The 25,017-nt window shown below is 57.7% G+C and carries 19 protein-coding genes and 1 other RNA gene; 16 read left to right on the forward strand and 4 right to left on the reverse strand.

All coding sequences use genetic code 11. From position 1 onward, the window contains the following. Window positions 1-258: 258 nt before the first annotated feature. On the reverse strand, window positions 259-753 hold the full coding sequence (gene ybaK / locus OKX01_RS04295; RefSeq protein ID WP_094195816.1) for a Cys-tRNA(Pro) deacylase: 495 nt from the start codon (window positions 751-753) through the stop codon (window positions 259-261). A gap of 15 nt (window positions 754-768) precedes the next feature. Continuing rightward, window positions 769-1,665 carry a site-specific tyrosine recombinase XerD gene (gene xerD, locus OKX01_RS04300; RefSeq protein ID WP_264672526.1) on the reverse strand — a complete coding sequence of 299 codons (897 nt, stop codon included), beginning with the start codon at window positions 1,663-1,665 and terminating at the stop codon, window positions 769-771. Window positions 1,666-1,852: 187 nt separating this feature from the next. Here xerD and modA point away from each other — a divergent pair, with 187 nt between their 5' ends. From modA to OKX01_RS04315, 3 genes are read left to right on the forward strand one after another with little or no spacing between them, the layout of a single operon-like run. Further along, window positions 1,853-2,602, forward strand: a complete 750-nt coding sequence (modA, locus tag OKX01_RS04305; protein WP_094195818.1) for a molybdate ABC transporter substrate-binding protein — start codon at window positions 1,853-1,855, stop codon at window positions 2,600-2,602. Window positions 2,603-2,620: 18 nt separating this feature from the next. Then, on the forward strand, window positions 2,621-3,301 hold the full coding sequence (modB, locus tag OKX01_RS04310; RefSeq protein WP_094195819.1) for a molybdate ABC transporter permease subunit: 681 nt from the start codon (window positions 2,621-2,623) through the stop codon (window positions 3,299-3,301). Continuing rightward, window positions 3,298-3,999, forward strand: a complete 702-nt coding sequence (locus OKX01_RS04315) for a sulfate/molybdate ABC transporter ATP-binding protein (RefSeq protein WP_108728001.1) — start codon at window positions 3,298-3,300, stop codon at window positions 3,997-3,999. The genes modB and OKX01_RS04315 overlap by 4 nt, the downstream gene beginning before the upstream one ends. On the opposite strand, the gene OKX01_RS04320 is transcribed toward OKX01_RS04315, so the two are convergent. Next, the gene (locus OKX01_RS04320; protein WP_264672527.1) at window positions 3,989-4,801 is read right to left on the reverse strand and encodes a TOBE domain-containing protein; all 813 of its coding nucleotides are present in this window, start codon (window positions 4,799-4,801) and stop codon (window positions 3,989-3,991) included. The two genes, OKX01_RS04315 and OKX01_RS04320, sit on opposite strands and share 11 nt — an antisense overlap. A 108-nt stretch (window positions 4,802-4,909) precedes the next feature. Between OKX01_RS04320 and OKX01_RS04325 the strand changes: the two genes are divergently transcribed. The 9 genes from OKX01_RS04325 to OKX01_RS04365 all read left to right on the forward strand — a co-directional run bounded on the left by OKX01_RS04325 (window position 4,910) and on the right by OKX01_RS04365 (window position 17,381). Continuing rightward, window positions 4,910-7,564, forward strand: coding sequence for a hypothetical protein (locus OKX01_RS04325; protein WP_264672528.1), 2,655 nt, complete (start codon window positions 4,910-4,912; stop codon window positions 7,562-7,564). Then, window positions 7,558-10,983 carry a UvrD-helicase domain-containing protein gene (locus OKX01_RS04330; RefSeq protein ID WP_264672529.1) on the forward strand — a complete coding sequence of 1,142 codons (3,426 nt, stop codon included), beginning with the start codon at window positions 7,558-7,560 and terminating at the stop codon, window positions 10,981-10,983. Before OKX01_RS04325 ends, OKX01_RS04330 begins: the two co-directional genes overlap by 7 nt. A gap of 16 nt (window positions 10,984-10,999) precedes the next feature. Continuing rightward, window positions 11,000-11,097, forward strand: an RNA gene (ffs, locus tag OKX01_RS04335) — signal recognition particle sRNA small type. Between the two features lie 115 nt (window positions 11,098-11,212). Further along, window positions 11,213-13,660: a DNA polymerase III subunit gamma/tau gene (gene dnaX, locus OKX01_RS04340; protein ID WP_264672530.1), complete on the forward strand. Its 2,448-nt coding sequence runs from the start codon at window positions 11,213-11,215 to the stop codon at window positions 13,658-13,660. A gap of 41 nt (window positions 13,661-13,701) precedes the next feature. Next, window positions 13,702-14,028 (forward strand): YbaB/EbfC family nucleoid-associated protein, encoded by a 327-nt coding sequence (locus tag OKX01_RS04345; RefSeq protein ID WP_094195825.1) that lies wholly within the window; start codon window positions 13,702-13,704, stop codon window positions 14,026-14,028. After that, window positions 14,028-14,639, forward strand: a complete 612-nt coding sequence (gene recR, locus OKX01_RS04350) for a recombination mediator RecR (protein ID WP_094195826.1) — start codon at window positions 14,028-14,030, stop codon at window positions 14,637-14,639. Before OKX01_RS04345 ends, recR begins: the two co-directional genes overlap by 1 nt. A gap of 106 nt (window positions 14,640-14,745) precedes the next feature. Next, the gene (locus OKX01_RS04355) at window positions 14,746-15,786 is read left to right on the forward strand and encodes an ABC transporter substrate-binding protein (RefSeq protein WP_094198270.1); all 1,041 of its coding nucleotides are present in this window, start codon (window positions 14,746-14,748) and stop codon (window positions 15,784-15,786) included. Continuing rightward, complete coding sequence (locus OKX01_RS04360) at window positions 15,779-16,585, forward strand: ABC transporter ATP-binding protein (RefSeq protein ID WP_094195827.1); 807 nt, start codon at window positions 15,779-15,781, stop codon at window positions 16,583-16,585. Before OKX01_RS04355 ends, OKX01_RS04360 begins: the two co-directional genes overlap by 8 nt. Window position 16,586: 1 nt before the next feature. Beyond that, entirely contained in the window at window positions 16,587-17,381 is a 795-nt protein-coding gene (locus OKX01_RS04365; RefSeq protein WP_094198271.1) for an ABC transporter permease, read from the forward strand. A gap of 171 nt (window positions 17,382-17,552) precedes the next feature. Here the strand turns inward: OKX01_RS04365 and tal are convergent, their stop codons facing one another. After that, window positions 17,553-18,515 carry a transaldolase gene (tal, locus tag OKX01_RS04370; protein ID WP_125277006.1) on the reverse strand — a complete coding sequence of 321 codons (963 nt, stop codon included), beginning with the start codon at window positions 18,513-18,515 and terminating at the stop codon, window positions 17,553-17,555. Between the two features lie 169 nt (window positions 18,516-18,684). Here tal and carA point away from each other — a divergent pair, with 169 nt between their 5' ends. The 4 genes from carA to OKX01_RS04390 all read left to right on the forward strand — a co-directional run bounded on the left by carA (window position 18,685) and on the right by OKX01_RS04390 (window position 24,916). Continuing rightward, complete coding sequence (gene carA, locus OKX01_RS04375; RefSeq protein ID WP_162496908.1) at window positions 18,685-19,848, forward strand: glutamine-hydrolyzing carbamoyl-phosphate synthase small subunit; 1,164 nt, start codon at window positions 18,685-18,687, stop codon at window positions 19,846-19,848. Window positions 19,849-19,856: 8 nt separating this feature from the next. Continuing rightward, window positions 19,857-23,099, forward strand: a complete 3,243-nt coding sequence (carB, locus tag OKX01_RS04380; protein WP_264672531.1) for a carbamoyl-phosphate synthase large subunit — start codon at window positions 19,857-19,859, stop codon at window positions 23,097-23,099. 130 nt (window positions 23,100-23,229) lie between these two features. After that, window positions 23,230-24,126: a lipid A hydroxylase LpxO gene (gene lpxO / locus OKX01_RS04385; RefSeq protein WP_108728747.1), complete on the forward strand. Its 897-nt coding sequence runs from the start codon at window positions 23,230-23,232 to the stop codon at window positions 24,124-24,126. Window positions 24,127-24,145: 19 nt separating this feature from the next. Further along, complete coding sequence (locus OKX01_RS04390; protein ID WP_249461297.1) at window positions 24,146-24,916, forward strand: SDR family oxidoreductase; 771 nt, start codon at window positions 24,146-24,148, stop codon at window positions 24,914-24,916. Window positions 24,917-25,017: the final 101 nt, after the last annotated feature.

Raw genomic sequence — 25,017 nt, forward strand, 5'->3', positions numbered from 1 at the left:
CACCTTGTCTGGTGAAAAGCGACTGGGCGGACAGTGTTGCAGTGCGCGGCTATCCAGTTCCAGTTGCGGGAGGAGGAGGAGGAGGAGGTGGTGGTGGTGGTGGTGGTGGTGGTGGTGGTGGTGGTGGCCGTGCGTGGCAGGAAGTGCAGGGAGCAGAACTAGGCTGTTTATTGCGGCGTTTGATGGTTCAAGCAAGCGCGGAATATAAAAAAGACGGGCTGACAGCGCCGTCTTTTTTATACTTGCCGCTAAGTGGGATCAGCCTTTTTCCAGACCAGCCTGTACTGGGCGCGCGCCCAGTTTGTCGATCAGAACCTGGGGATTGATACCCAGCAAATAACCGCGTCGGCCACCATTGATGTAAATCGTGTCGAACTCCAGCAGTTCTTCTTCCAGCCACACAGGCATGGCCTTGCGGGTGGCAAAAGGCGAGGTGCCACCGACCATATAGCCCGAATGGCGTTGGGCCACCTCTGGCTTGCAGGGGGCGATTTTCTTTGCGCCCGTTTGACGAGCCAGATTCTTGGTAGAGACTTCTCGGTCGCCGTGCATCACGATGACCAAGGGTTTGGCGCTTTCATCTTCCATGATCAGGGTCTTGGCCACCCGGTGCAGGTCCAGACCTAGTTGGGCTGCTGCTTCCATGGCTCCGCCATGATCGACATAGTTGTAGCTATGTTCGGTAAAGGAAATGCCATTTTTACGTAGCCACTGCGTGGCCGGTGTTTCGCTGACGTGTTTTTCTTTAGCCATATCTTGGTAGTGCGCTCAGGCGCGTGGATGATGGGCTGCGTGCAAGGCTTTCAAGCGCTCACGTGCCACATGAGTATAAATCTGGGTCGTGGAAATGTCGGCGTGTCCCAAGAGCATTTGCACCACGCGCAAGTCGGCGCCGTGATTGAGCAAATGGGTCGCGAAAGCATGACGTAAAACGTGCGGGGACAAGGGGGCCAGAATCCCGGCCTGAACCGCATATTTCTTGACGATCAACCAAAAGGATTGGCGGCTCATGCAGGTGCCACGCCCGGTAATAAATACAAAGTCGCTGCGACGCTGGCCCAGCAAGGCAGGGCGGGATTGCTGCATATAGCGTTCAATCCAGTGCAAGGCTTCCTGCCCCAGAGGCACCAGCCTGTCTTTGCCACCCTTGCCTTGGTCTATGCGTAGCACGCCATCGCTCAGGCTCAGATTTTGCAAAGGCAACTCGGTCAGTTCGGTGACGCGTAAACCGCTGGCATACAGGGTTTCCAGCATGCAGCGGTCACGCAGCCCCAAGGGATTATGTATGTCCGGTGCGGCCAGCAGGCGCTCTACCTGTTCTTCAGACAAGGTATGCGGGACACGCGGGGCTTGTCGGGCGCTGCTCAGTTCCAGGCAGGGGTCGTCCTGCCGCATGCCTTCTTGCACCGTCCAATCGTAAAAGCGACGCAAGGTGGCCAGCCTGCGGTTGGCCGTGCTGGCCTTGCTTTGACCGGCCTGGCTGGCCATCCATTCGCGCAAATCGCTGGCTTGCAGTTGCTCCAGCGCTTTGCCTTCGCGCTCTTGCTGAGCCCACTCCTTCAGGCGCTCCAGATCTTGCCGATACGCTTGCTGCGTGTTGGCGGACAGGCCGTCCTGCAACCAGAGCATGGTGATGAAATCGGAAATCAGACTGGCTTGCGTCATGGGGATGAAAAATTCGGAAAGCGTGGCTGTCAGCGAGCCTCTGGTAGCCGGGACGAGGCTGGAAAGCCATCATGCTATCACTCCGGGGTGATGAGCTTCATTCAGCAGATGGGTAGATATACGCTATATACCTATATATATTTCCTGATTATACTCATTCGTTACACCCGTCCTGGAGGAGAAAACAATGTTCAAACGAGTCGTATCGGTCGCTGCCTTATCCCTGTTTTTGCAAGGCACTGCGCAAGCCGATGAATTGGTGGTGGCCGCCGCTGCCAGCCTGACCAATGCCTTCAAGGAACTGGCTGGCCAGTTTGAGGCAGAGCATCCCGGCACCAAAGTGCTGACCAGTTTCGCTGCATCGGATGTCGTGCTGCAGCAAATCGTCAACGGCGCTCCTGTCGATGTGTTTGCCTCGGCAGACCAAAAGGCCATGAACAAGGCGGAAGAAGCCCAGGTCGTGGACCCTGCTACCCGCAAGAATTTTGTGCAGAATCAGGTGGTACTGATTGTGCCAAGCGACAACCCTGCCAATGTGACAAACGTGGGTGATCTGGACAAAGCAGATGTCAAACGCGTGGCTTTGGGTAACCCGGCCGTGGTGCCGGTGGGCCGCTATACCCAGGCTGCCTTGGAAAAAGCGGGTCAGTGGGATGCCGTGAAACAGCGAGAAATCCTGGGTCAGAACGTACGCCAGGTGCTCGATTACGTCGCCCGTGGTGAGGTGGAAGCCGGTTTTGTGTTTGCGACTGACGCGGCCATCATGAAAGACAAGGTGCACGTGCTGGAGGTGCTCAAGACGACTGAACCTGTCACTTACCCCATCGCTCTGGTGCAGCGTGAGGGCCGTAGTGACAAGGCCCAGGCCTTTCAAGATTTCGTCATGTCCGAATCCGGGCAGCAAGTGCTGGCAAAATACGGTTTTGCCAAGCCTTGATAGGATGTTGATCGCCGGATGACTTCATTTTGGATTCCCCTGGGCTTATCGCTCAAGGTCGCCGGCTGGGCGACCTTGTTCGCTTGTGTGTTGGGCATAGGCATTGCCTATGCACTGTCGCGCTGGCAGTCGCGTTGGTGTGACCTGCTTGATTCCATCCTGACCTTGCCCATGGTCTTGCCGCCTACGGTTATCGGCTATTACCTGCTGGTTCTATTGGGTCGGCGTAGTGCCGTAGGGCAATGGCTCTCCAGTATGGGGATAGAGCTGATCTTTACTTGGCAGGGTGCGGTGATTGCCGCCACAGTCGTGGCCTTTCCCATGATATTGAAGGCAGCGCGTGCGGCTTTTGAAGATGTGGACCCACGATTAGAAGATGCCGCCAGTGTGTTGGGTTTAAGGCCCTTGGCTATCTTCTTTCGTGTCAGCCTGCCTTTGGCGGCGCGTGGCATTATGGCCGGGGTTTTGCTGGCTTTTGCCCGTGCCTTGGGCGAGTTCGGTGCAACCTTGATGATTGCGGGCAGCATACCGGGGCGTACCCAAACCATGTCCATCGCCATTTACGAGGCGGTGCAGGCAGGGGAAGATCAGCAGGCTTTAGTGCTGGTTGCTATTATTTCGATTACCTGTGTGCTGGTTTTGTGGAGTACCCGTGCTTTGTCACCCCGTCACGTACGCCGTAAAAGAGGGATGCAATGAGCCTGAAGGTACAGATTCAACGCACCGTAGTTAGCGAGGCTCGTCATTTTGAATTGAACATTCAGATTCAAACCGAGGCTCGTCATATTGCGTTGTATGGGCCATCAGGCTCGGGCAAGTCCTTGACGGTGCAAAGCGTGGCGGGCTTGCTGCGGCCCGATCATGGCCGCATTCAGATTGGCGATCAGGTCTACTTTGATTCCGCAAAAGGCATCAACCTGAAGCCGCGCGAGCGTCGGGTGGCGTACCTGTTTCAGGACTACGGCCTGTTCCCACATCTGACCGCCGCACAGAATATTTGCTTTGGTCTGAACAGGGGCTTGTTCAACCGCTCCGTGCGGGCCATGCCTGCGGCTGCCCAGCGTTGGGTAGACGCGTTTGAATTGGAGTCGGTATTAAGTAGCTACCCCGCCCAGTTGTCGGGCGGGCAAAAGCAACGCTGTGCTTTGGCGCGAGCCTTGGCGATTGAGCCTCAGTTGCTCTTGTTGGATGAGCCTTTGGCGGCTCTGGATCAGGATTTGCGTGTTCGTTTGCGGGCTGAACTGGCGCAGTTGCAAAGCCAGATTGATATTCCCACGATCTTGATTACGCACGATCCTGAAGATGCCAGAGTCCTGGCCCAAGAGGTCTATCGCATTCGCGACGGACGCGTCTTGGAGTGTTGTCGCAGCGCGGATCTGGAAGCCCTTACAGCGTAGCAATCATTACGCTGGATGCCTTGAACAGAGCATAGGCGGATTGGCCCGCTTCCAGATGCAAACGCTGGGTGCTGTCCAGGGTGATGCTGGCGGTCACTGTCAGGCCTTGTGGCAGCTCCAGACGGACTTCTGCATTGACGGCACCGGTGAGGACATCGGTAATCGTGCCGGGTAACTGATTGCGTGCGGACAGCGAATTGCGGGTGTCGCCCGTGCCAATCATGATTGACGATGCTTTCAGAAAGGCCAGAACTTTTTGCCCTTCACGCAGGCCCAGGTTTTCCGTGCTTTCCCGCGTAATGGAGGCAACAACGGTTTGGCCCTGGCCAATATCCACATGAATTTCGTCGTTGACGGCACCGGTCTTGATCGTGGTAACGATACCGGGCAATTGGTTGCGAGCCGAAGTTTGCATGATCATGGTTTGGAGTAACTCCATCTGAGTAGCCACGGAAGGCATTAAACGACCAATACGGCTCATGAAGCGTTGATGTAGCCGGTCGTAGGTTTGGTACAGCTCTAGCAGTTCGATGGCCTTGGGCGTCAGGGTGGCGCCGCCACCACGATGGCCGCCGGTGCTACGCAGCACCAGAGGCTCGCCCGCCATATTGTTCATGATGTCGATGGCGTCCCAGGCCGCTTTGTAGCTGATGCCAATATGGCGGGCGGCGGCAGAGATCGACCCCTGCTCGGCGATCGCCGCCAGCAAGGCCATACGGCGGGCGCTACCCCAGGTATGCTCGCCAGTACGCAGCGACAGGCTGCCGGTTAATTCGGTATTGGGGGTGTTTGAACTAGACATGGCGATAAGTGTAAGGGCGTGAACAATCTAGGGATAGAGCGCCGGTACAATGGCCGGATCAGCGTTGCTGGCCATTCTGTTTCCTTGCAACCTTAACTGGTTTTCTCTATGTACGACACCCCTGCTGTTTCCATGGCTCAATTGCAGGAGCTCAATAGTGCCGAAACGGTTGTGTTAACCGTGAACAAGCGCTACGCGCGCCGCCTGCTGGGACATTTGTCGGCCCGTCTGGCTGGAGCGGGCGGGACGGTCGCCGTGCCGGAAATCGTGCCCTTGGGGGCGTGGCTGGCACAGGCCAGCGATCAGCTCTGCTTTTCCGAGCAATGGCAACCGGCTGCGCACCAGATGGATCGCTTCGCCGCCTTGCAGCGCTGGGAACACAGCATCGAGCAGTGCGAGGAAGAGGGCTACTTCCTGGATGTCGGCCAGGCAGCGCGTCTGGCCTGTGAAGCCGATACCCTGCTGGATGAATGGAATATTGAGCTCAAACCCGGCGAGGCCAGCATAGATTTTGAACGCTTCATGCAATGGCGCTCTCACTACCGGCAAAGCCTGGAGCAGGCGGATCTGGATGACGCGAATCTGGCTGCCGAGCGCGTGCTGAAAGCGGTGCAGGCCGGCGCCTTGCACATGCGTCATCGATATATGGTGCTGCATGGTTTTCATGAATACTCGCCGCGTCTGCAAAGCCTTTTAATGGGTTTGCAGAATATGGGAGTGGAGATTCTGCAGTTGCAGCACGAAGAGGCGCAGGCCACGGAAGTTCATTGGGTGCAGGCGCAGGATGCGGATACGGAATGGCGCCTGGCGGTGCAATGGGCGCGTCGTCAATTGGATGAGGACCCGGATCGCACGGTAGCCATTGTGGCGGCGCAGTTGGAAACGCAACTGCCGCTGGTGCATCGCCTCTTGCGGCAAGCCATGCACACGGATCAAGGCGCCTTGCCCTATAACGTGGCAGCGGCCCGATCCTTGGCCGAGTGGCCCGTGGTTGAAGCAGCCCTGGCCTGGTTGAAAGCCCTGTTTACCCTGGCGACCAAGGGGCAGGCCGAGCCGGCCATGCTGGGCCAAGCCCTGCGTTTGGGAGCGTGTCAGGCGGAACAGTCTGAAGCGGGCGGCCGTGCCCGCATTGACAAGGCCTGGCGCGACAATCGCATCACGCAAGTGAGCCGTAAAGAATTTGCCGACATGCTCAGCTTTCACACGCCCGAACTGGCCCTGGCCTGGGGCAAGGCGGTGGAGCGCTTCGAGTCCGTGTCGGCCGGCGCTCAAGGGGTGGATACCTGGGCTTCAGTGATGCGTCAATGCCTGGAGGCTTTGGGTTTTCCCGGAACCAATCGTTTGGATAGCGCCCAGTTTCAAACCTTGGAAGCTTTGGAGGCCCTGCTGCTGCAACTGGCGCAGCAAGCCCCTGTCTTGGGCCGTATCAGTGCCTTGAAGGCGCAAAGTGCTCTGGCGCGCATGGCCCGTGAAAATCTGTTCCAGCCACAGCGTGATCCGCGCTCCCGTCTGGATGTGCTGGGCTTTCTGGAGGCGGAAGGTGGGCGTTGGGATGCCGTATGGGTGCTGGGCCTGACCGATGATATTTTGCCCGCTGCCGTCAAACCGAATCCCCTGATCCCCGCCCAAGTGCTGCGCCGGGTGCAAGCCCCGCGCAGTACGCCAGAGCGGGAGCTGGAGTGGGCGCGCTGGATGTTGAGCGCCTTGCTGCGCTGTGGCAAACAGGTCTTGCTCAGTGCGCCTTTGAATCAGGGGGAGCAAGAGCTCAGACCCAGCCCTTTGATCGCGCATTGGCCTGTGCTGGAAATGCCTTGGGCGGTGCAGGCAGAGCAGGCCGTCGCACAGGAAGCCTTGCTGGACGAGCAAGGCCCCAGCCTGAAGCTTGAAGAGCGCATACGCGGCGGAATCAGCGTGCTGGATACGCAGGCCCGCAATCCCTTATGGGCTTTTGTGAAGTTTCGTTTGCATGGTCAGGCCTTGCCTGATTACGCCCGTGTAGGTGATATGAATACACGCGGGGTGTTTCTGCACCGCGCCGTCGAACTGTTCTGGCTGCATGTGAAGGATCAGGACAGCTTGCACGAACTGATTGGCGAGGACTCGCTGTTGGACGTGGTGCAAGTGTGTATTGATCAGGCCGCTCAGGAAGAGCTGGCCGATTACGGCCCGGTGCTGCGCAGCCTGGAAATGGAGCGGGGTCTGGCTGTTTTGAGCCAATACGCGCATCAGGAAGCCCAGCGTCCGCCGTTTGCCTTGGGCGCGACGGAACAGGAATTGAGCTGGAGCCGTGGCTTGCTGCGTTTGAGCTTGCGTCTGGATCGTCTGGATGATCTGGCCGATGGTGAGCAGTTGCTGATGGACTACAAAACTGGCATAGGCGAACTCAGACCCGATAAAGATTGGCTGCGGCCCAGACCTGTGAATCTGCAATTGCCGTTTTATGCAGCAGCCTTGCAGGATGAAGGCCGAACCGTCAGTGGCTTGGCTTTTGTGCGCTTGCATGCTCGTCAGGTGGGCTTAAGTGGTTTGGCCGCGCCCGGCATGGATATTGAGGGCCTGACCGAATTGGAAAGTGCCCAGCAGTGGACCGCACAAATCGCGCAGTGGAAACAGGCGGTGGAAGGTCTGGCGGATGAGTTCCTGCAAGGGCAGGCCGCCAACCAGATCTGGAACCGCAACGATTTGCTGTACTGCGATGTTTTGCCCTTTTTGCGTTTGTTCCAGGAAGACCTCCAAGACAATGGAGGAGAGGTGTCATGCTGACTGTCCCTAGCGATAGCCCCGCCCGTGCACGGGCACTGGACCCCGAGTCCTCCTTTCTGGTCCAAGCCCCTGCCGGTTCAGGCAAGACAGAGCTGCTGACCGACCGAATTCTGGCTTTGCTGGCTCGCGTGCAGCGGCCAGAAGAAATTGTGGCTATTACCTTCACCCGTAAAGCTGCGGCTGAAATGCATGCGCGAGTGCTGGAGAAGCTGGCCGCTGCCAATCAGGAACGGCCTGCCGAGTCCTATCGCGTACGCAGTTGGGAGCTGGCGCGCGCGGCCATGCAGCGCAATCAGGAGCAGCAGTGGGATTTGCTGGCCTATCCGGCACGCTTGAGTATCCGTACCATTGACTCCTTGTGTGCGCACCTGGTGCGTGCCATGCCCTGGATTACGGGGCTGGGCGGGGTGCCGGCCATTACTGATAAGGCACAGGAGCATTACGAAGCGGCGGCCTGGGCCACGCTGGAAATGGCGGAAAGCGTCCCTAGCGTGGCGCGCTTTCTGGAGCATATGGATGTCAACCTGCTGCAGGCGCAAGCCCTGTTGGCCGGTATGTTGGCCAGCCGCGATCAGTGGCTGCCAGCCGTGGGGCAGGGCGGTGACGTGGCGCTTTTGCAAGACAGCTTGCGCGAGGTGGTGGAGCAGCAACTGCAGCAGCTAAGCGATGCTTTGCCACCCGGCTGGGCACGGACTTTGGCTCCCCTGGCCTGCTTTGCGGCCTCGAATCTGGAAAGCGGCGATGTACTGGCCCTGGCCGATTGGCAAGGCGACAATCTGGCCCCGGTTATGGACGATTTGCCGCGCTGGCGTGGTCTGGCAGCCTTGTTGCTGACGGATAAAGGCGATCTGCGCAAAAGCCTGACCGTGCGTAACGGCTTTCCGCCAAAAACAGCGCAAAAAGAAATTCTGACTGAATGGTTGAGCAATTGTCTGGGGGCAGAGCCCTGGATTGCTCGCCTGGCCAGTGCCCGCCTTCTGCCCGAACAATACTCCCCCCAGCAGCAAGAAGTCCTGTCCAATCTGATTCAGGTTTTATGGCTGGCTGCGGCGCAATTGAAACTGCGCTTTTCCGAGAAAGCCGAGGTCGATTTCACCGAGATTGCTCAACGTGCTCTGCAAGCCTTGGGCGATGCCGATGAGCCGGGCGAACTGCTGTTGCGTATGGATAGGTCCATACGTCATTTGCTGGTGGACGAATTTCAGGACACCAGCCAATCCCAGGTGCAATTGCTGGAGCGCCTGACCAGTGGCTGGGAGCCGGGTGATGGGCGTAGCCTGTTTCTGGTGGGCGACCCCATGCAGTCCATTTACCGTTTCCGCAAGGCGGAAGTGGGTTTGTTTCTGCAGGTCTGGCAAGCGCGACGTTTAGGTGAAGTGGAGCTGGAGCCGCTCAATCTCAGCAATAACTTCCGCTCGCACCCGCGTTTGGTGGAGTGGGTGAATAGGGTGGGGGCGCAACTGTTTCCGGCTCGACCTGATCCGGATCTGGGCATGGTCACGTATGAACACTCGACTGCCTTCAAACCTGATATTCCCGAGTGGGCGGTGCAGTTTCATCCGTCCTGGCATTTCCGGGTGGCACGGGGAGAGGATGCCGTGCCGTCGCAGCAAGCGGCTCAGGAACGTGCGGTGCAAGAAGCGGTGCAATGCGCGGCTCAAGCTCTGGAACGTTATCAGGACAGTGAGCATCCGGTGGCAATTCTAGTGCGAGCACGTTCGCACTTGCAGGGTTTGGTGCGCAAGCTGGGCGAGCAGGGCGTACCGTGCCGAGCGGTAGAGCTGGAGCCCTTGCAGCAGCGCCCTGTGGTGGCGGATTTGGTGCAATTGGTCCGTGCCTTGGCTCACCCGGCAGATCGACTGGCTTGGCTGTCCGTGTTGCGCTCGCCATTGATCGGCCTGCGTTTGGAGAGTCTGCATCGTTTGTGCGCTTTGCATCCCACGCAGACCCTGGCCGAGCTGACCACGAGCCTGAGAGCGAACCTCGCCGTTGACGGCGAGGTCAAGCGAGGCAAGATGACTATGACGCCACAGGCGCCCCCGGATGGTGGCGGAGAAGCTCCGGCCGCCAGGCTGGAATTCTTCACACACAATCAGGATTTTGAAGATTGGGATGCGAATGAGCGCGACCGGCTGCTGTTCGCTTGCCAGATCTTGCTGGATAAAGGTAATCGCAGCGGCTTGATGCCTTTTGCAGCCTGGGTGCAGGAATGCTGGACGCGCTTGGGCGGGCCGCAGGTTTATCCAAGCCTGGCCGATCAGGCCGATGCCGAACAAGTTTTGCGGCTGCTGGAGGAGCTGTGTCCCTATGGACCGCCCGATCAGCAGCAATTGCAGGCCCGCGTGGAGTCTTTGTATGCCACCCCGCAAGGGACGGGCAAGGCCGTGGAGGTGATGACGATTCACAAGTCCAAGGGCCTGGAGTTTGAAACTGTTATCTTGTTTGGCTTGCACAAGCAGTCGGCAGCCGATTCCGAGCCCTTGATTCGTCTGGAACACAGCGCCGAGCGCCTGATTCTGGGGCCGATCAGCCATAAGGGCAGCGAGCAACGCGATCCGGTGTCGCAGTTTCTGGCAGCGCGGGAACGTATCCGAGCCGAGCAGGAAAGCCACCGTCTTTTATACGTGGCTCTGACGCGTGCCCGTCAGGAGTTGCACTTGTTTGCGGAGCTGAGCATTACCCAGGACAAGGGTCTGCGCGAGCCGGATGGCCGCTCCTTGTTAAGCCGTGTCTGGCCTGTCCTGGAGCAGCCACAGGCGCCGGTTTGGCAAGCCGAGCAGGGCAGGCAGCAAGAGGAGTCGGGGCAAGGTTCTGCGGCATTGTTGCAGCGCGTGGTGAGCTTGCCTGCTGCGCCACCCGAGCAATTGCAGACCGCCAGCCCACAGTATCAAAGCTGGCAGTGGTCCCTGGATACGACTCATGAAAAAGCCATTGGGACGGTTGCCCACGACTGGCTGGAAAAGCTGGGTCGTGAAGGTTTGGACCAGTGGCCGGTAGAGCGTTTGCAGCAAGGTCGCGTCGTCATGCGTCGCCAGTTGCTGCGGGCCGGGGTGCCTGCCGCCTACCTGGATGAGGCTGCCCAGTCCTTGTTTGAGGCCATTGCCGCAACCGTGCAGACCGAGCGTGGTCGCTGGTTGCTGGGTGTCAGCCGCGCCTACCGGGAGTGGTCCTTGCTGGATGTCAGTGGTCGGGTGTCGATTATCGACTTGGCGATTTCCCAGGAAGATCACTGGCTGGTGGTGGATTACAAGACGGGGCGGCCCGCCGAGCATGAAAGTAAGGATGATTTTGCAGCGCGTATGTTGGAGCGCTACGCACCGCAATTGCAGCGTTATTGTGAGCAGGTGCAGGCTCTGGATGGGCGACCGGCGCGGGCGGCGCTTTATTTCCCGAGAGCCGATCTTTGGCTGCCGTATTAATGCTACACTACTTGTCGGCGGGCCCCTCCGCATGGTTCGGCGGTGAATCTGGTCAGGTCGGGAACGAAGCAGCCACAGCCGTGCAGAATCAGTGCCGGAGTCAGGCTCGCCACTTCATTTGCTTATCGGGTTATGCGCGCCCGGTCTATCTGCTTCCCTTCAGCACCGAATCCGGTACACTTTTCCTTTCGCTTATTTGTATTGATGGTTCACGCCGTCCGGAATTCGCATGACCTATCTCGTTCTGGCCCGCAAGTGGCGCCCTCGCTCCTTTGACACCCTGGTTGGTCAGGACCACGTGGTGCGCGCTCTGACGCACGCCCTGGATACCCAGCGCCTGCACCATGCCTGGTTGTTTACGGGCACACGCGGCGTGGGCAAGACCACCTTGTCGCGTATTCTGGCCAAGTCGCTGAACTGCGAAACCGGCATCACCTCCAAGCCCTGTGGCGTTTGCCGCGCGTGTACCGAGATTGATGCTGGCCGCTTTATTGATTATGTAGAGCTGGACGCCGCCTCCAACCGGGGTGTGGAAGAGATGACCCAGCTGCTGGAACAGGCGGTCTACGCCCCCAGCTCGGGCCGCTACAAGGTCTACATGATTGACGAAGTTCACATGCTGACCGGGCACGCCTTCAACGCCATGCTCAAGACGCTGGAAGAACCGCCAGCGCACGTCAAATTCATTCTGGCAACCACAGACCCACAAAAAATTCCGGTCACCGTTTTGTCGCGCTGTCTGCAATTCAATTTGAAGCAGATGACCGTGCCTGCGATTGTGGGCCACCTGCAGGACATTCTGACCCAGGAAGAAATGCAGTTCGAGTTGCCTGCCTTGCGTCTGCTGGCGCAGGCAGCCGATGGCTCCATGCGAGATGCCTTGTCGCTTAGCGATCAGGCCATTGCTTATAGCGCGGGTGATCTCAGCGCCCAGGCTGTGCAAGCCATGCTGGGCACCATTGATCAACGCCACCTGGCGCAATTGCTGCAAGCGCTGGTCGCTTACGATGCGCAGGCCATTATGGGTGTGGCCGATGATCTGGCCATGCGTGGCCTGTCTTATTCGGGGGCTCTGGCGGATTTGGCCACTTTGTTGTCCCGTATCGCCATCGAGCAGCGCATCCCTGGCACGATTTCAGATGATGATCCGTTGGCAGAGGCGGTGCGGCAATTGGCACCCACACTCTCGCCCGATCATGTGCAGTTGTTTTATTCGGTCGCGGTGCACAGTCGTCAGGAACTGTCTTTGGCTCCGGATGAGTACGCCGGTTTTGTGATGGCGTGCTTGCGCATGCTGGCCTTGCTGCCCGAGCCCGTCTCGGCGTATGTGCCACCGCCAGCAGGGCCTTCGGGGTCTGATGCCGCTGGTGCTGGTGCTGGTGCTGGTGCTGGCGCGGCTCAGGCTGCTCCCGCTCCTGCGAAAGCTTCCGCTGCTTCAGAGGCTGCGTCGGTACCGGCTGCTTCTGCAACACCTGTTGAGGCCGCCGCTTCTGCTGCGCCTGCACAGCAAGTTGAGCAGGGGGCGCAAACAGAACAGAGAAGGCAAACGGCACAAGCAGTACAGGCAACACAAACCCCCCAGCCTGCGATTGATCCACAGGCCGCATCTGAGCAGGCACAGGCTTCTGCCACCGCAGCCGCCCCGGCCGTTGATGTTGCCGCAGCTCAAGCGGCGCCTGTCGCAGAATCCATCCCTGCTGACGACGATTTTGTCCCGGCCTGGGAAGATGCTCCCGAGCCTGCCGGCGCAGGGGTCAGCTATGACACTTCAGAATCTGCCCCAGCGGACGCAAGCGTTGAAGCCGGTTCCACGACCAGTTCGCCTCAAGAAGCGGCGACCGCAGTTGCTGACAGCAGCGCTGTTCAAGCCGCCCAAGTGCCATCAACGCCATCCGCTCCGCCAGCCGTCGAGTCCACTTCCGCAGACCAGGCAGACTCCTCTGCCGATCCCACTGCAGAATCCTCCAAAGCCCAGGGCAAGAGCAGTGCTCAGCCCCTGATGTCGTCTCAAGCCCAGGCTGCCGCCCGAGTAGACCCGGTGGCAGAAGAAGCGCCGCCAGCCGCCTCTACCCAGGACGGCCCGGAGGAGCCCGCCTGGTTGTCCGAGGGCATGGACGAAGAATTCGAGAATTACCAGCCTTTGGATATGGACGCGGCTCGTGCCGAAGAAGACGGCGATGTACCGTCTGTGTCCATGTCTGATCGCTTCATGCCCGACACCGAACTGGGCCTGCCCGTGCCGCAGAGCGGTTCGGACAACCCGCGCACCGTGCGACTGGGCGGCATGAAACCGGAAACCTGGCCCGACGTGGCAACCAGCTTGCCCTTAAGCGGCTGGGCCGCCGAACTGGCCCGCCAGAGCGAATGGCTGGGCGTGAAAGGCCAGGAAATCCACCTGCGTGCCAAAATCAAGGCTACTGAAGGCAGTCAGGGCAAAGCGCGCTTGCGCACTGTTCTATCGGAATATTTTGCCCAGTCCATTCAGTTGGTGATCGAATACGGGGATACAGGCGATGCTACCGCGCATGCCGTGGAGCAGGCCAAGCTGGCCGAGCGTCAGCGACAGGCCGAAGAGCAGGTTGCCCAGGATCCCTTTGTCTTGAGCCTGATCCAGGACTTTGACGGCAGCGTCAAAGCCGGGTCAATCAAGGCCACTCCTTTGGTTCGGGCCGCCTGAATGGCCCATTGTCAATTTCTATCAATCAGGAAAACCAAACCATGATGAAAGGTCAGATTGCCGGCTTGATGCGCCAGGCGCAGCAAATGCAGGAAAACATGAAAAAGGCCCAGGAAGCCTTGGCCGATATCGAGGTCGAGGGCGTTTCCGGTGGTGGTCTGGTCAAGGTCATCATGAACTGCCGCCACGATGTGCGCCGTGTCTCTATCGACCCCAGCCTGCTGGAAGACGAAAAAGAGATGCTGGAAGATTTGATTGCTGCTGCTTTTAACGATGCACAGCGCAAAGCCGAGGCCACTTCGCAGGAAAAAATGGCGGGTGTCACCGCTGGCCTGCCACTGCCTCCCGGTATGAAGCTTCCGTTCTAATGAACGAACCGCAGATCGCAGAGCCCGAACCGCTTCGGGCTCTGATCCAGGCTCTGCGTCGGCTGCCCGGTGTGGGTGAGCGTAGCGCTCGCCGCATGGCCTACCATTTGTTGCAACATGACTTGGTAGGTGCCGACCAATTAAGCCGGGCTCTTGAACATGCCACGACGGCACTGCAGCACTGTCAGCGCTGCAATGGTTTTACAGTCCAAGCTATTTGTGAAACCTGTGCCAATCCCCGCCGTGATCCGGCGTTGTTGTGTGTGGTGGAAACACCTGCCGATCAAAACATGATCGAGGCTACGCATGGCTATCGAGGCCTTTACTATGTGCTGATGGGGCGTTTGACGCCACTGGAAGGCATAGGGCCGGATGCCTTGCAATTTGACCGCTTGCTAGAGCGAGCCAGTGATGGCCAAGTGCAGGAAGTGATTCTAGCGACCAATTTCACCGCAGAGGGCGAAACCACCGCCCATCATCTGGCGGAAATGCTCACTAGCCAAGGTTTGAAAGTGACTCGACTGGCCCGCGGTGTGCCAGCCGGCAGCGAGCTGGAGTACGTAGACCCCAGCACCATTGCCTGGGCCTTGATGGAGCGTCGCGCCACGTAATCGGGTTTGACCGCTTGGTGGACAAGGGGGGGATACCCCCCTTTTGTTTTTTAGTATAAGTATCAAACCTAAATAATTAATGACCAACAACAAGAAGGGGATTGCCATGAAACTGACTCGTCGTCATGCGCTCAAACTGGTTGGAGCATCGGGTTTGGCGCTGTCATTGCCATCGCTGGGCCGTGCGCAAGAAATCGAGAAAAAAAATCTGACCATTGCCGTCGGTGGCAAGGCGCTGATCTACTATCTGCCATTGTCCATTGCCGAGATCAATGGTTATTTTGAAGACGAAGGTCTCAAGGTCAAAGTGGCGGACTTTGCTGGTGGCTCCAAAGCTTTGCAAGCCGTCGTCGGCGGTAGTGCCGATGTGGTGTCGGGCGCCTTTGAACACACCATCAACTTGCAGTCCAAAGGGCAGATGTACCGCGCCTTTGTGCAGCAGGGGCGTGCGCCGGCTATTGTGTTGGCGGTGTCCAACAAGACGATGGCTGGCTATACGTCGCCAGCCGATCTGAAAGGCAAGAAAATCGGTGTGACCGCACCGGGCTCCTCGACCAATATGATGGTCAACTTTTATCTGGAGCAAAACGGTCTGAAACCGTCGGATGTGGCCTTTATCGGTGTAGGCGCGGGCGCCGGTGCCGTCACTGCCATGCGTACGGGCCAGATTGATGCCATGGCCAATCTGGATCCGGTGATCGGCACCTTGCTTAAAGAAAACGAAGTGCGTGTTATTGCTGACACTCGTACCCTTGCCGATACCAAGGCTATTTTTGGTGGCAATATGCCTTCGGCCTGCTTGTACGCTTCTGAAGATTTCATCACCCAGAACCCGAACACGGCTCAGGCTCTGGCCAACGCCATCGTGCGCGCCGACAAATGGATTCAGGCCAATGATGCCGAAACCATTGCCAAGACCGTGCCCGCAACCTATCTGCTCGGTGACGTGGAACTGTACAAGCAATGTCTGGATGCCAACAAAGAAGCACTCTCGCCCAACGGCTTGGTAGATGCTGATGGCCCTGCTACCGCCTTGAATGCACTGGCCGCTTTTGTGCCGAATCTGGACGCATCCAAGATTGATATCAGCAAAATCTACACCAATGAATTTGCTGACAATGCCAACAAGAAGTACCCCAATGTCTGAGGCAGCACTTTCTTTAGATAACATCAGCTGTGTTTTTGCCTCCCGGGATGGCAAAGGTACGTACACAGCGGTTCGTGACGCCAGCCTGAGTATTGCTCCAGGCGAGTTTGTGTCGGTTGTAGGCCCAACGGGCTGCGGCAAGTCCACGCTCCTGAACGTAGGGGCGGGCTTGCTGAGCCCTTCGTCGGGCGAAGTCCGAGTGTTTGGCAAACCCCTGCAAGGGGTGAACGAGCGTGCTGGCTACATGTTCCAGGGCGAAGCACTGATGCCCTGGCGCAGTGCCGAATCCAACGTGATGGCCGGTCTGGAGTTTGCCGGTGTCCCGCAGGATCAGGCTCGCGCCCGTGCCCAGGAGTGGCTCAAGCGAGTTGGGCTGGGTGGTTTCGAGGATCGTTATCCGCATCAAATGTCGGGTGGCATGCGCAAACGCGTCATGCTGGCCCAGACCCTGATCCGTGATCCCGACATCATTCTGATGGACGAGCCGTTCTCGGCGCTGGACATTCAGACCCGTCAATTGATGGAAAACGAAGTGCTGGAGATCTGGATGGCACAGCGTAAAGCCGTGCTGTTCATTACTCACGACCTGGACGAAGCCATTGCCATGAGCGATCGGGTGGTGGTTTTGTCGGCTGGGCCGGGCACGCATCCCATCGGCGAATTTCATGTCGATCTTCCACGCCCTCGTGACGTGGCCGAAGTGCGCAACGACCCCCGTTTTGTCGAATTGCATGCGGCAATCTGGGCCGTCTTGCGTGATGAGGTCCTGAAGGGTTATGCCCAGCAAAAGCGTGCCTGATATGTCTAAATCTATTACTCAATCCAAGCTGGCCCTGCGCGGCTGGCAAATCTCGCTGCTCATCGTCATTCTGGCCGCCTGGCATTTTTTCACGCTGGACCCCAAAGTGGCCTTCTTCTTTGGGCAGCCACTGGAAGTGGTCAAGGTGATCTGGGCCTGGTTTGTCACCAACGGTGATATTTACCTGCACCTGGGCGTGACCTTGAGCGAAACCCTGCTGGCTTTTGCCATTGGTACGATTGCTGGTCTGGCTTGCGGTCTGTGGCTGGGGCTCTCGCCCCGTGCGGCGGCCTTGCTGGACCCGTATCTGACCGCTGCCAACTCCATGCCGCGCGTCATTCTGGCGCCGATTTTTGGCATGTGGTTCGGTCTGGGTATCTGGTCCAAAGTAGCTCTGGCGGTGACGCTGGTGTTCTTTATCGTGTTCTTCAACGTGTACCAAGGTGTGCGTGAAGTCAGCACCACACTGCTGGACAATGCCCGCATGCTGGGTGCCAGCCGTCGTCAACTGCTGCGCCATGTCTACATTCCTTCGGCCACTAGCTGGGTATTTTCCAGCTTGCACACCTCGGTCGGTCTGGCCTTTGTGGGTGCCGTGGTGGGTGAATACCTGGGCTCAGCCAGTGGGGTCGGTTATCTGATCCTGCAGGCAGAGGGCACGCTGGATGTGAATACGGTGTTCGCCGGTATTGTGGTGCTGACCGTCTTTGCGCTGATCCTGGACGGTCTGGTCAGTGTGTTTGAAGACCGCCTGCTGGCTTGGCGGCCACAAGGTGGCGGTACGGAAAAGCTCTGATTGCTGCTTGGCTCAAGTGTTAAGAAAACCGGCTCCTGAAACAGGAGCCGGTTTTTTTTGTCCGTTCATTCCCAGCAAAGAGAAGGCCAGCAAACGATTAGATGCTTAATAGATAGTAAAACAGGCCGCAAGATAGGCGGCCTGTTTTACTGAATCGGACCTGGCGGCTTGTCAGGCCTGCTGGCGCGCCTGTTGAATCAGGGCATCCAGTTTGATACCGTCCGCGGTGAACTGACGGATGCCTTCGGCCAGCTTTTCAGTGGCCATCGCGTCCTGGTTCAGGTCGGTGCGGAAGGTGATTTCGTTGCTGGCACGCCATTCAGGGGCAACCGCCTTGGCACGTGCCACATCCAGCATGGCCGGGACCTCGCCTTGGGCTGCATCCAACTGGCCCAGCAGTTCGGGGCTGATGGTCAGTAGATCGCAACCGGCCAGCGCCTTGATCTGGCCGACATTGCGAAAGCTGGCACCCATAATCTCTGTGGGGATGTCATAGGTTTTGTAGTATTCGTAAATGCTGCGTACCGAGCGCACACCGGGGTCGTTTTCGCCTTGGTTGGCGCTCTCGTCCCATTCCTGGCCGGCAGTTTTCTTGAACCAGTCGTAGATGCGGCCCACAAAGGGCGAGATCAGGGTGACTTTGGCCTGGGCGCAGGCAATGGCTTGCGGCAGGCAGAACAAGAGGGTCAGGTTGCAGTTAATGCCTTCGGCCTGCAATGTACGGGCAGCTTGGATGCCTTCCCAGGTGCTGGCTAGTTTGATCAGCACGCGTTCGCGGGCGATACCGGCTTTTTCGTAATGCTGGATGATATGGCGGGCGCGCTCGACGCTGGCCAGGGCATCAAAGGACAGGCGGGCATCGACTTCGGTAGAGACGCGGCCCGGCACAATATCCAGAATTTGTCGACCAAAGGCGACCAGCAGCAGATCGCTGGTTTCAGCCAGGCTGGCATGAGGGTGGTCGGTGATGACACGGTCAAGCAAAGGCCGATAGGCCGCCTGCTGGACAGCCTTTAAAATCAGGGAAGGATTGGTTGTTGCATCGGTAGGGCGATACGCGCGCATCGCTTCAAAATCGCCTGTGTCGGCCACTACGGTTGTGCACTGGCGCAGAGAGTCAAGCTGAGTAGTCATGTCTGTTACTAGTCCATCGCAAAGCCATCAAACCAATCGATTACTGTAGTCGATTTTCCAAGTTTTCGTGCCTGGTTTCAGTGTTACTACCGATAAACTACCGGAAAAACCTCGTTTGAGCATATAATTAGAAGGTTTAATATTAATTTCAGAATCCGGGGTTTTTAACGTGCTGCCGTCTTTATTTCCTGAGGAGTCCCGCACTATCACTAGTGCCGTCCTAGCCCTGGCGGATGGAACCCTATTCAAAGGGGTATCAATCGGTGCCGAGGGGCACTGTGTTGCTGAGATCGTTTTCAATACAGCCATGACGGGCTATCAGGAAATCCTGACAGACCCAAGCTACAGCGGTCAAATTGTTACGCTTACCTATCCGCACATCGGTAATACCGGTGTCAATCCAGAGGACTCCGAATCCAACAAGGCCCACGCTGCCGGGCTTGTCATTCGCGATTGTCCCGCCCGCCTGTCCAACTTCCGCTCCACCCAGTCCTTGCCCGACTACCTGAAAGATCAGGGCGTTGTGGCTATCTCCGGTATCGACACCCGCAAGCTGACTCGCATTTTGCGTGAGAAAGGCTCCATGGGTGCTTGCATTCTGGTGGGTGATGATGCCGAACGAGCACTGGAACTGGCCCGCTCTTTCCCTGGCCTGAAAGGTCAGGATCTGGCCAAAGTGGTTACCACCGACCAAACCTACAATTGGACCGAAGGTTCGTGGGAACTGGGCCAAGGCTTTGGGAAGCCTGCAACAGACCGCTTCCACGTGGTGGCCTACGACTTTGGCGTAAAAGCCAACATCTTGCGTTTGATGGCAGACCGTGGCTGCAAAGTGACCGTCGTGCCGGCGCAAACGCCACTGGCCGATGTGCTGGCTTACGAGCCCGATGGTGTGTTCCTGTCCAACGGCCCTGGCGATCCAGAGCCTTGCGATTACGCCATCGAAGCCTGCAAGGGCTTGCTGGAGCGCAAGCTGCCTGTGTTTGGTATTTGCCTGGGGCATCAGATCATGGGCCTGGCTGTTGGTGCACAGACCTTGAAGATGAAAAACGGTCACCACGGTGCCAACCATCCTGTGCAGGAACTGGCTAGTGGCCGCGTGTTCATCACCAGCCAGAATCACGGCTTTGCGGTCGATGCCGCCACCTTGCCAGCCAATGCCAAGGTCACGCACATTTCTTTGTTCGACCAGAGCCTGCAAGGCTTCGAGTTGACAGATCGCCCCGCGTTTTGCTTCCAGGGTCACCCTGAAGCGACTCCCGGCCCGCGCGATATTGCCTCGCTGTTCGACAAATTCATCAGCCTGATGGCTGCTCACCAGGCCAATAAATAAACCGCACTATGCCAAAGCGTTCAGACTTAAAAAGCATTCTTATCATTGGCGCCGGCCCGATCATCATTGGTCAGGCTTGCGAATTCGACTACTCGGGAGCCCAGGCATGTAAAGCCCTGAAGGCCGAGGGTTACCGGACTGTGCTGGTCAACAGCAACCCGGCCACCATCATGACGGACCCAGATACGGCTGATGTCACCTACATCGAGCCCATCACCTGGCAAGCTGTCGAGAAGATCATTGAAAAAGAGCGTCCTGATGCGCTCTTGCCCACCATGGGCGGCCAAACGGCGCTGAACTGCGCTTTGGATCTGGCCAAGCATGGCGTGCTGGAAAAATATGGTGTTGAGCTGATCGGTGCTAATGCTGCCGCTATCGAAAAAGCTGAAGACCGCCTGAAGTTCAAAGACGCCATGACCTCCATTGGTCTGGAGTCCGCCAAGTCCGGCGTGGCTCACTCCATGGACGAGGCCTGGGCGGTTCAAAAGCGTATTGCTGAAGAAATCGGCACAGCCGGTTTCCCCGTCGTTATTCGTCCCAGCTTTACGCTGGGCGGTACGGGTGGTGGTATTGCCTACAACCCGGAAGAGTTTGAAACGATCTGCCGCCGTGGTCTGGAAGCATCGCCCACCAACGAGCTGCTGATTGAAGAATCCCTGCTGGGCTGGAAAGAGTTTGAAATGGAAGTGGTGCGTGACCGCGCCGACAACTGCATCATTGTGTGCTCCATTGAGAATCTGGACCCCATGGGTGTGCACACCGGTGACTCCATCACCGTGGCTCCTGCCCAAACCCTGACCGACCGCGAATACCAGATCATGCGTAATGCATCGATCGCCGTACTGCGCGAAATCGGTGTGGATACGGGTGGGTCGAACGTGCAGTTCGCAGTGAACCCCGATAACGGTCGCATGATCGTTATTGAAATGAACCCACGTGTGTCCCGTTCCTCGGCGCTGGCTTCCAAAGCTACGGGTTTCCCTATCGCCAAGATCGCTGCGCGTCTGGCCGTGGGTTACACCCTGGACGAGCTGCTGAACGAAATTACCGGCGGTGCTACCCCCGCTTCGTTCGAGCCTACCATCGACTACGTGGTTACCAAAGTGCCACGTTTCGCTTTCGAAAAATTCCCTCAGGCCGACTCGCGTCTGACCACCCAGATGAAGTCCGTGGGGGAAGTGATGGCCATTGGCCGCACTTTCCAGGAATCCTTCCAGAAAGCCCTGCGTGGTCTGGAAGTGGGTGTGGATGGTCTGAACCAGAAAACCACTGACCGCGAAAAACTGCAGGTCGAGTTGGGCGAGCCTGGCCCAGAGCGTATTTGGTACGTGGGCGACGCTTTCGCTCAAGGTCTGAGCCTGGACGAAGTTCACAACCTGACCAAGATTGACCCCTGGTTCCTGGCCCAGATCAAAGAGATCGTGGACATCGAACTGGCCCTGGAACAAAAGACGCTGGCCGATCTGGACCGTGACACCTTGTTCGGTCTGAAGCGCCGTGGATTTTCCGACCGCCGTCTGGCTTTCTTGCTGGATACCGTGGAATCGGAAGTGCGCAAGCTGCGTCACCAGTTGAATGTTCGCCCTGTCTACAAGCGCGTGGATACGTGCGCGGCTGAATTCTCCACCGATACGGCCTACATGTACTCGACCTACGAGGAAGAGTGCGAATCCAATCCTACGGACAAGAAGAAGATCATTGTTCTGGGTGGTGGCCCTAACCGTATTGGTCAGGGTATCGAGTTTGACTACTGCTGCGTGCACGCTGCGCTGGCATTGCGCGAAGATGGTTACGAAACCATCATGGTCAACTGCAATCCTGAAACCGTGTCGACCGACTACGACACCTCCGACCGTCTGTACTTCGAGCCTCTGACGCTGGAAGACGTCCTGGAAATCGTCCACATCGAAAAACCAGTGGGCACCATCGTTCAGTACGGTGGCCAGACGCCTTTGAAATTGGCACGTGCTCTGGAAGCCAATGGTGTACCGATCATCGGTACCAGCCCTGAGTCCATTGACGTGGCTGAAGACCGCGAGCGTTTCCAGAAACTGCTGAACAAGCTGGGCTTGCGTCAGCCGCCAAACCGTACCGCTCGCACCGAAGGCGAAGCGATCGCTCTGGCTGCCGAAATTGGTTACCCCCTGGTGGTGCGCCCAAGCTACGTGCTCGGTGGCCGTGCCATGGAAATCGTGCACGAACAGCAAGACCTGGAGCGCTACATGCGCGAAGCGGTCAAGGTCAGCAATGACTCGCCTGTGTTGCTGGATCACTTCCTGAACAACGCCACGGAAGTGGACGTGGACTGCCTGGCCGATGGCGAACGCGTCTTTGTGGGCGGTGTGATGCAGCACATCGAGCAGGCAGGTGTTCACTCCGGTGACTCCGCTTGCAGCTTGCCTCCTTACTCGCTCAGCGACGAAACCGTGGTTGAAATCAAGCGTCAGACCGCACTCATGGCCAAGGCTTTGAATGTGAAGGGCTTGATGAACGTGCAGTTCGCCATTCAGGACGGCGATGTCTACGTGCTGGAGGTGAACCCACGTGCTTCGCGTACCGTGCCGTTCGTGTCCAAGGCAACCGGTTTGCAACTGGCCAAGATTGCCGCTCGTGCCATGGCAGGTCAGACTCTGGCCGAGCAGGGTATTATCGAAGAAGTCACGCCGTCTTACTACAGCGTGAAAGAGGCTGTATTCCCCTTCGTGAAGTTCCCGGGTGTGGATACGATTCTGGGACCAGAAATGAAGTCCACCGGCGAAGTCATGGGTGTGGGCACCTCGTTTGCTGAAGCCTTTGTGAAGTCGCAGATGGCTGCCAGCGTGACCCTGCCCGAAGGGGGCCTGGCCTTCATCAGTGTGCGCGCCCAGGATAAACCGCAAGCGGTGGAAGTGGCTCGCGGCCTGATCTCGCTGGGCTTCAAGGTTGTCGCCACCCGTGGTACTGCCAGCGCCATCGAACAGGCCGGTTTGGCTGTTCAAGTGGTGAACAAGGTTACCGAAGGTCGTCCGCACATTGTGGACATGATCAAGAACGGCGAGGTTTCCTTGGTCATCAATACGGTTGAAGAGCGTCGCAACGCGATCGTTGATTCGCGTACAATCCGTACACATGCGCTGGCTGCCAATCTGGCCTACTACACCACCATTGCTGGTGCGGTAGCGGCTGTACAAGGCCTGCAGTATTTGCGTCATGGTGATGGCTTGAAGGTTTACGCGCTTCAAGAGCTGCACGCTCTGCTGGCGAAACACTAAGTCGCTCCATGTCAGAAAGGCGCACCGTTAAGGTGCGCCTTTTTTTATTCGTGTATCAGACAAGGCCATGGGGCAGCACGCAGGCCAAGGCCAGCACAGCGCAGAAGTTTTCTTCTTTGGAGATCATGTCGTGAAATGGTTCATTCTTGCCTTGTTCATTGTGTGCACGGTTATTGTGCACTTCAGGGGTCGAGTCAGGCACCGCTTTTCCCGCCAGTTGCTGGACCATTCCACGTTCACGGCCCCTTTGAACGTCTTCATGTATGGTTTTTCGGCAGTGCCCAATGAGCCGTATCTGGATTTGAAACACTTTCCCGAGCTAAACAAGTTGCTCGAGCACTGCGACGAAATCCGTGCCGAGGCCGAGCAGCTATTTGGTGAAGGCCATATCAAGGCCTCTGACAAGTACAACGATGCGGGCTTTAACTCTTTTTTCAAAACCGGCTGGACGCGTTTTTACCTGAAGTGGTATGACGCCGACCACCCTTCGGCGCGTGAGCTGTGCCCGGTGACGACCCGCCTGCTCAAGGATATTCCGTCGATCAAGGCAGCGATGTTCACCTCTTTGCCGCCGGGTGCCCGTTTGCCGCGCCACCGCGACCCTTACGCGGGTTCGCTGCGCTTTCATATGGGCTTGATGACGCCCAATAGCCCGGATTGCTATATCGAAGTGGACGGCCAGAGATATCACTGGCGTGACGGTGAAGCCGTGGTGTTTGATGAAACCTTTATTCACTACGCGGAAAACAAAACGGATCAGAACCGTATTATTTTGTTTGCGGACGTAGAACGTCCCATGCGTTATCGCTGGGCACAAGCCATAAACCACGCCGTGGGTGGCTTCTTATTGCGTGCTGCTGCCGCTCCGAACCAGGAAGGCGACCGTACCGGCGGTATCAACCGTATTTTTGGTACAGTCTACGCGGTACGTCGTTTCGGCAAGGCCATCAAGAAAAAGAACGAAACCCTGTACTACATCCTTAAATGGCTGCTGGTGCTGGGTATTGCTGCCTTGATCTTCCTGTAATAATCGGGCGCAGCCAGAGATGCAAACGGTCTTTATTACGGGTGCCAGCAGCGGTTTAGGTAAAGCGCTGGCCCAGGAGTACGCGGCTCAAGGTGCCTGCCTGGGTTTGCTGGGGAGACGTCAGGAAGAACTCCAGGCGCTGGCCGACAGCTTGCCCGGAGAGCACCGTATTTATGTGGCGGATGTGCGTGACAGGGACGCTTTGCATCTGGCCGCTCAGGACTTTTTACAGTTCACTGGGCAAAAGATTGATGTGGTTATTGCCAGTGCGGGGATCAGCGCGGGCACCTTGACGGAGGAAGCCGAGGATTTCGCGGTTTTCAAAGCCATTGTGGATACGAATCTGCTGGCCATGGTGGCGACCTTCGAACCCTTTATCGGCACCATGAAAGCGGCGGGCAAGGGCTCGTTGGTGGGTATTGCCAGCGTGGCGGGTATACGGGGCTTGCCCGGCGCGGGGGCTTATAGCAGTTCCAAGGCGGCGGTGATTGCCTATTGCGAGAGCCTGCGGCTAGAGCTGTCGCTGTACGGTGTCTCTGTTGTCACCATTACGCCCGGTTATATTCGTACGGCCATGACGGCGCATAATCCTTACTCCATGCCGTTTTTGATGCCTGCTGAGGACTTTGCCCGCAAAGCCCGCAAGACCATCGAGCAGGGCGTGTCCTATCGAGTCATTCCGTGGCAGATGGGACTTGTCTCGCGCCTGATGCGTCTTTTGCCTAATTGGCTGTATGACCGTCTGGCTCGTCAGGCACCGCGCAAGCCGCGACTTAATAAAAAAAGCTGATCATTGCCCCTGTAGCTGATTTTTGAAGTCCTTGTTCGCTTCAGCGTGGCTATGCTTCTGGCCGCAACCGCAACCGCAACCGCAACCGCAACCGCAACCGC

The sequence above is a fragment of the Alcaligenes sp. SMD-FA genome (assembly GCF_025960365.1).
Classification (GTDB): domain Bacteria; phylum Pseudomonadota; class Gammaproteobacteria; order Burkholderiales; family Burkholderiaceae_B; genus Alcaligenes; species Alcaligenes aquatilis.

What these genes read in the sequence shown, in the direction of transcription:
- OKX01_RS04325 (WP_264672528.1), top strand. Translation starts at nt 4,910, where the DNA reads ATGTACGACACCCCTGCTGTTTCCATGGCTCAATTGCAGGAGCTCAAT.
- xerD (WP_264672526.1), bottom strand. Translation starts at nt 1,665, where the DNA reads ATGACGCAAGCCAGTCTGATTTCCGATTTCATCACCATGCTCTGGTTG.
- OKX01_RS04355 (WP_094198270.1), top strand. Translation starts at nt 14,746, where the DNA reads ATGAAACTGACTCGTCGTCATGCGCTCAAACTGGTTGGAGCATCGGGT.
- OKX01_RS04330 (WP_264672529.1), top strand. Translation starts at nt 7,558, where the DNA reads ATGCTGACTGTCCCTAGCGATAGCCCCGCCCGTGCACGGGCACTGGAC.
- modA (WP_094195818.1), top strand. Translation starts at nt 1,853, where the DNA reads ATGTTCAAACGAGTCGTATCGGTCGCTGCCTTATCCCTGTTTTTGCAA.
- carB (WP_264672531.1), top strand. Translation starts at nt 19,857, where the DNA reads ATGCCAAAGCGTTCAGACTTAAAAAGCATTCTTATCATTGGCGCCGGC.
- OKX01_RS04320 (WP_264672527.1), bottom strand. Translation starts at nt 4,801, where the DNA reads ATGTCTAGTTCAAACACCCCCAATACCGAATTAACCGGCAGCCTGTCG.
- OKX01_RS04390 (WP_249461297.1), top strand. Translation starts at nt 24,146, where the DNA reads ATGCAAACGGTCTTTATTACGGGTGCCAGCAGCGGTTTAGGTAAAGCG.
- OKX01_RS04360 (WP_094195827.1), top strand. Translation starts at nt 15,779, where the DNA reads ATGTCTGAGGCAGCACTTTCTTTAGATAACATCAGCTGTGTTTTTGCC.
- OKX01_RS04345 (WP_094195825.1), top strand. Translation starts at nt 13,702, where the DNA reads ATGATGAAAGGTCAGATTGCCGGCTTGATGCGCCAGGCGCAGCAAATG.
- modB (WP_094195819.1), top strand. Translation starts at nt 2,621, where the DNA reads ATGACTTCATTTTGGATTCCCCTGGGCTTATCGCTCAAGGTCGCCGGC.
- tal (WP_125277006.1), bottom strand. Translation starts at nt 18,515, where the DNA reads ATGACTACTCAGCTTGACTCTCTGCGCCAGTGCACAACCGTAGTGGCC.
- OKX01_RS04365 (WP_094198271.1), top strand. Translation starts at nt 16,587, where the DNA reads ATGTCTAAATCTATTACTCAATCCAAGCTGGCCCTGCGCGGCTGGCAA.
- dnaX (WP_264672530.1), top strand. Translation starts at nt 11,213, where the DNA reads ATGACCTATCTCGTTCTGGCCCGCAAGTGGCGCCCTCGCTCCTTTGAC.
- ybaK (WP_094195816.1), bottom strand. Translation starts at nt 753, where the DNA reads ATGGCTAAAGAAAAACACGTCAGCGAAACACCGGCCACGCAGTGGCTA.
- recR (WP_094195826.1), top strand. Translation starts at nt 14,028, where the DNA reads ATGAACGAACCGCAGATCGCAGAGCCCGAACCGCTTCGGGCTCTGATC.
- OKX01_RS04315 (WP_108728001.1), top strand. Translation starts at nt 3,298, where the DNA reads ATGAGCCTGAAGGTACAGATTCAACGCACCGTAGTTAGCGAGGCTCGT.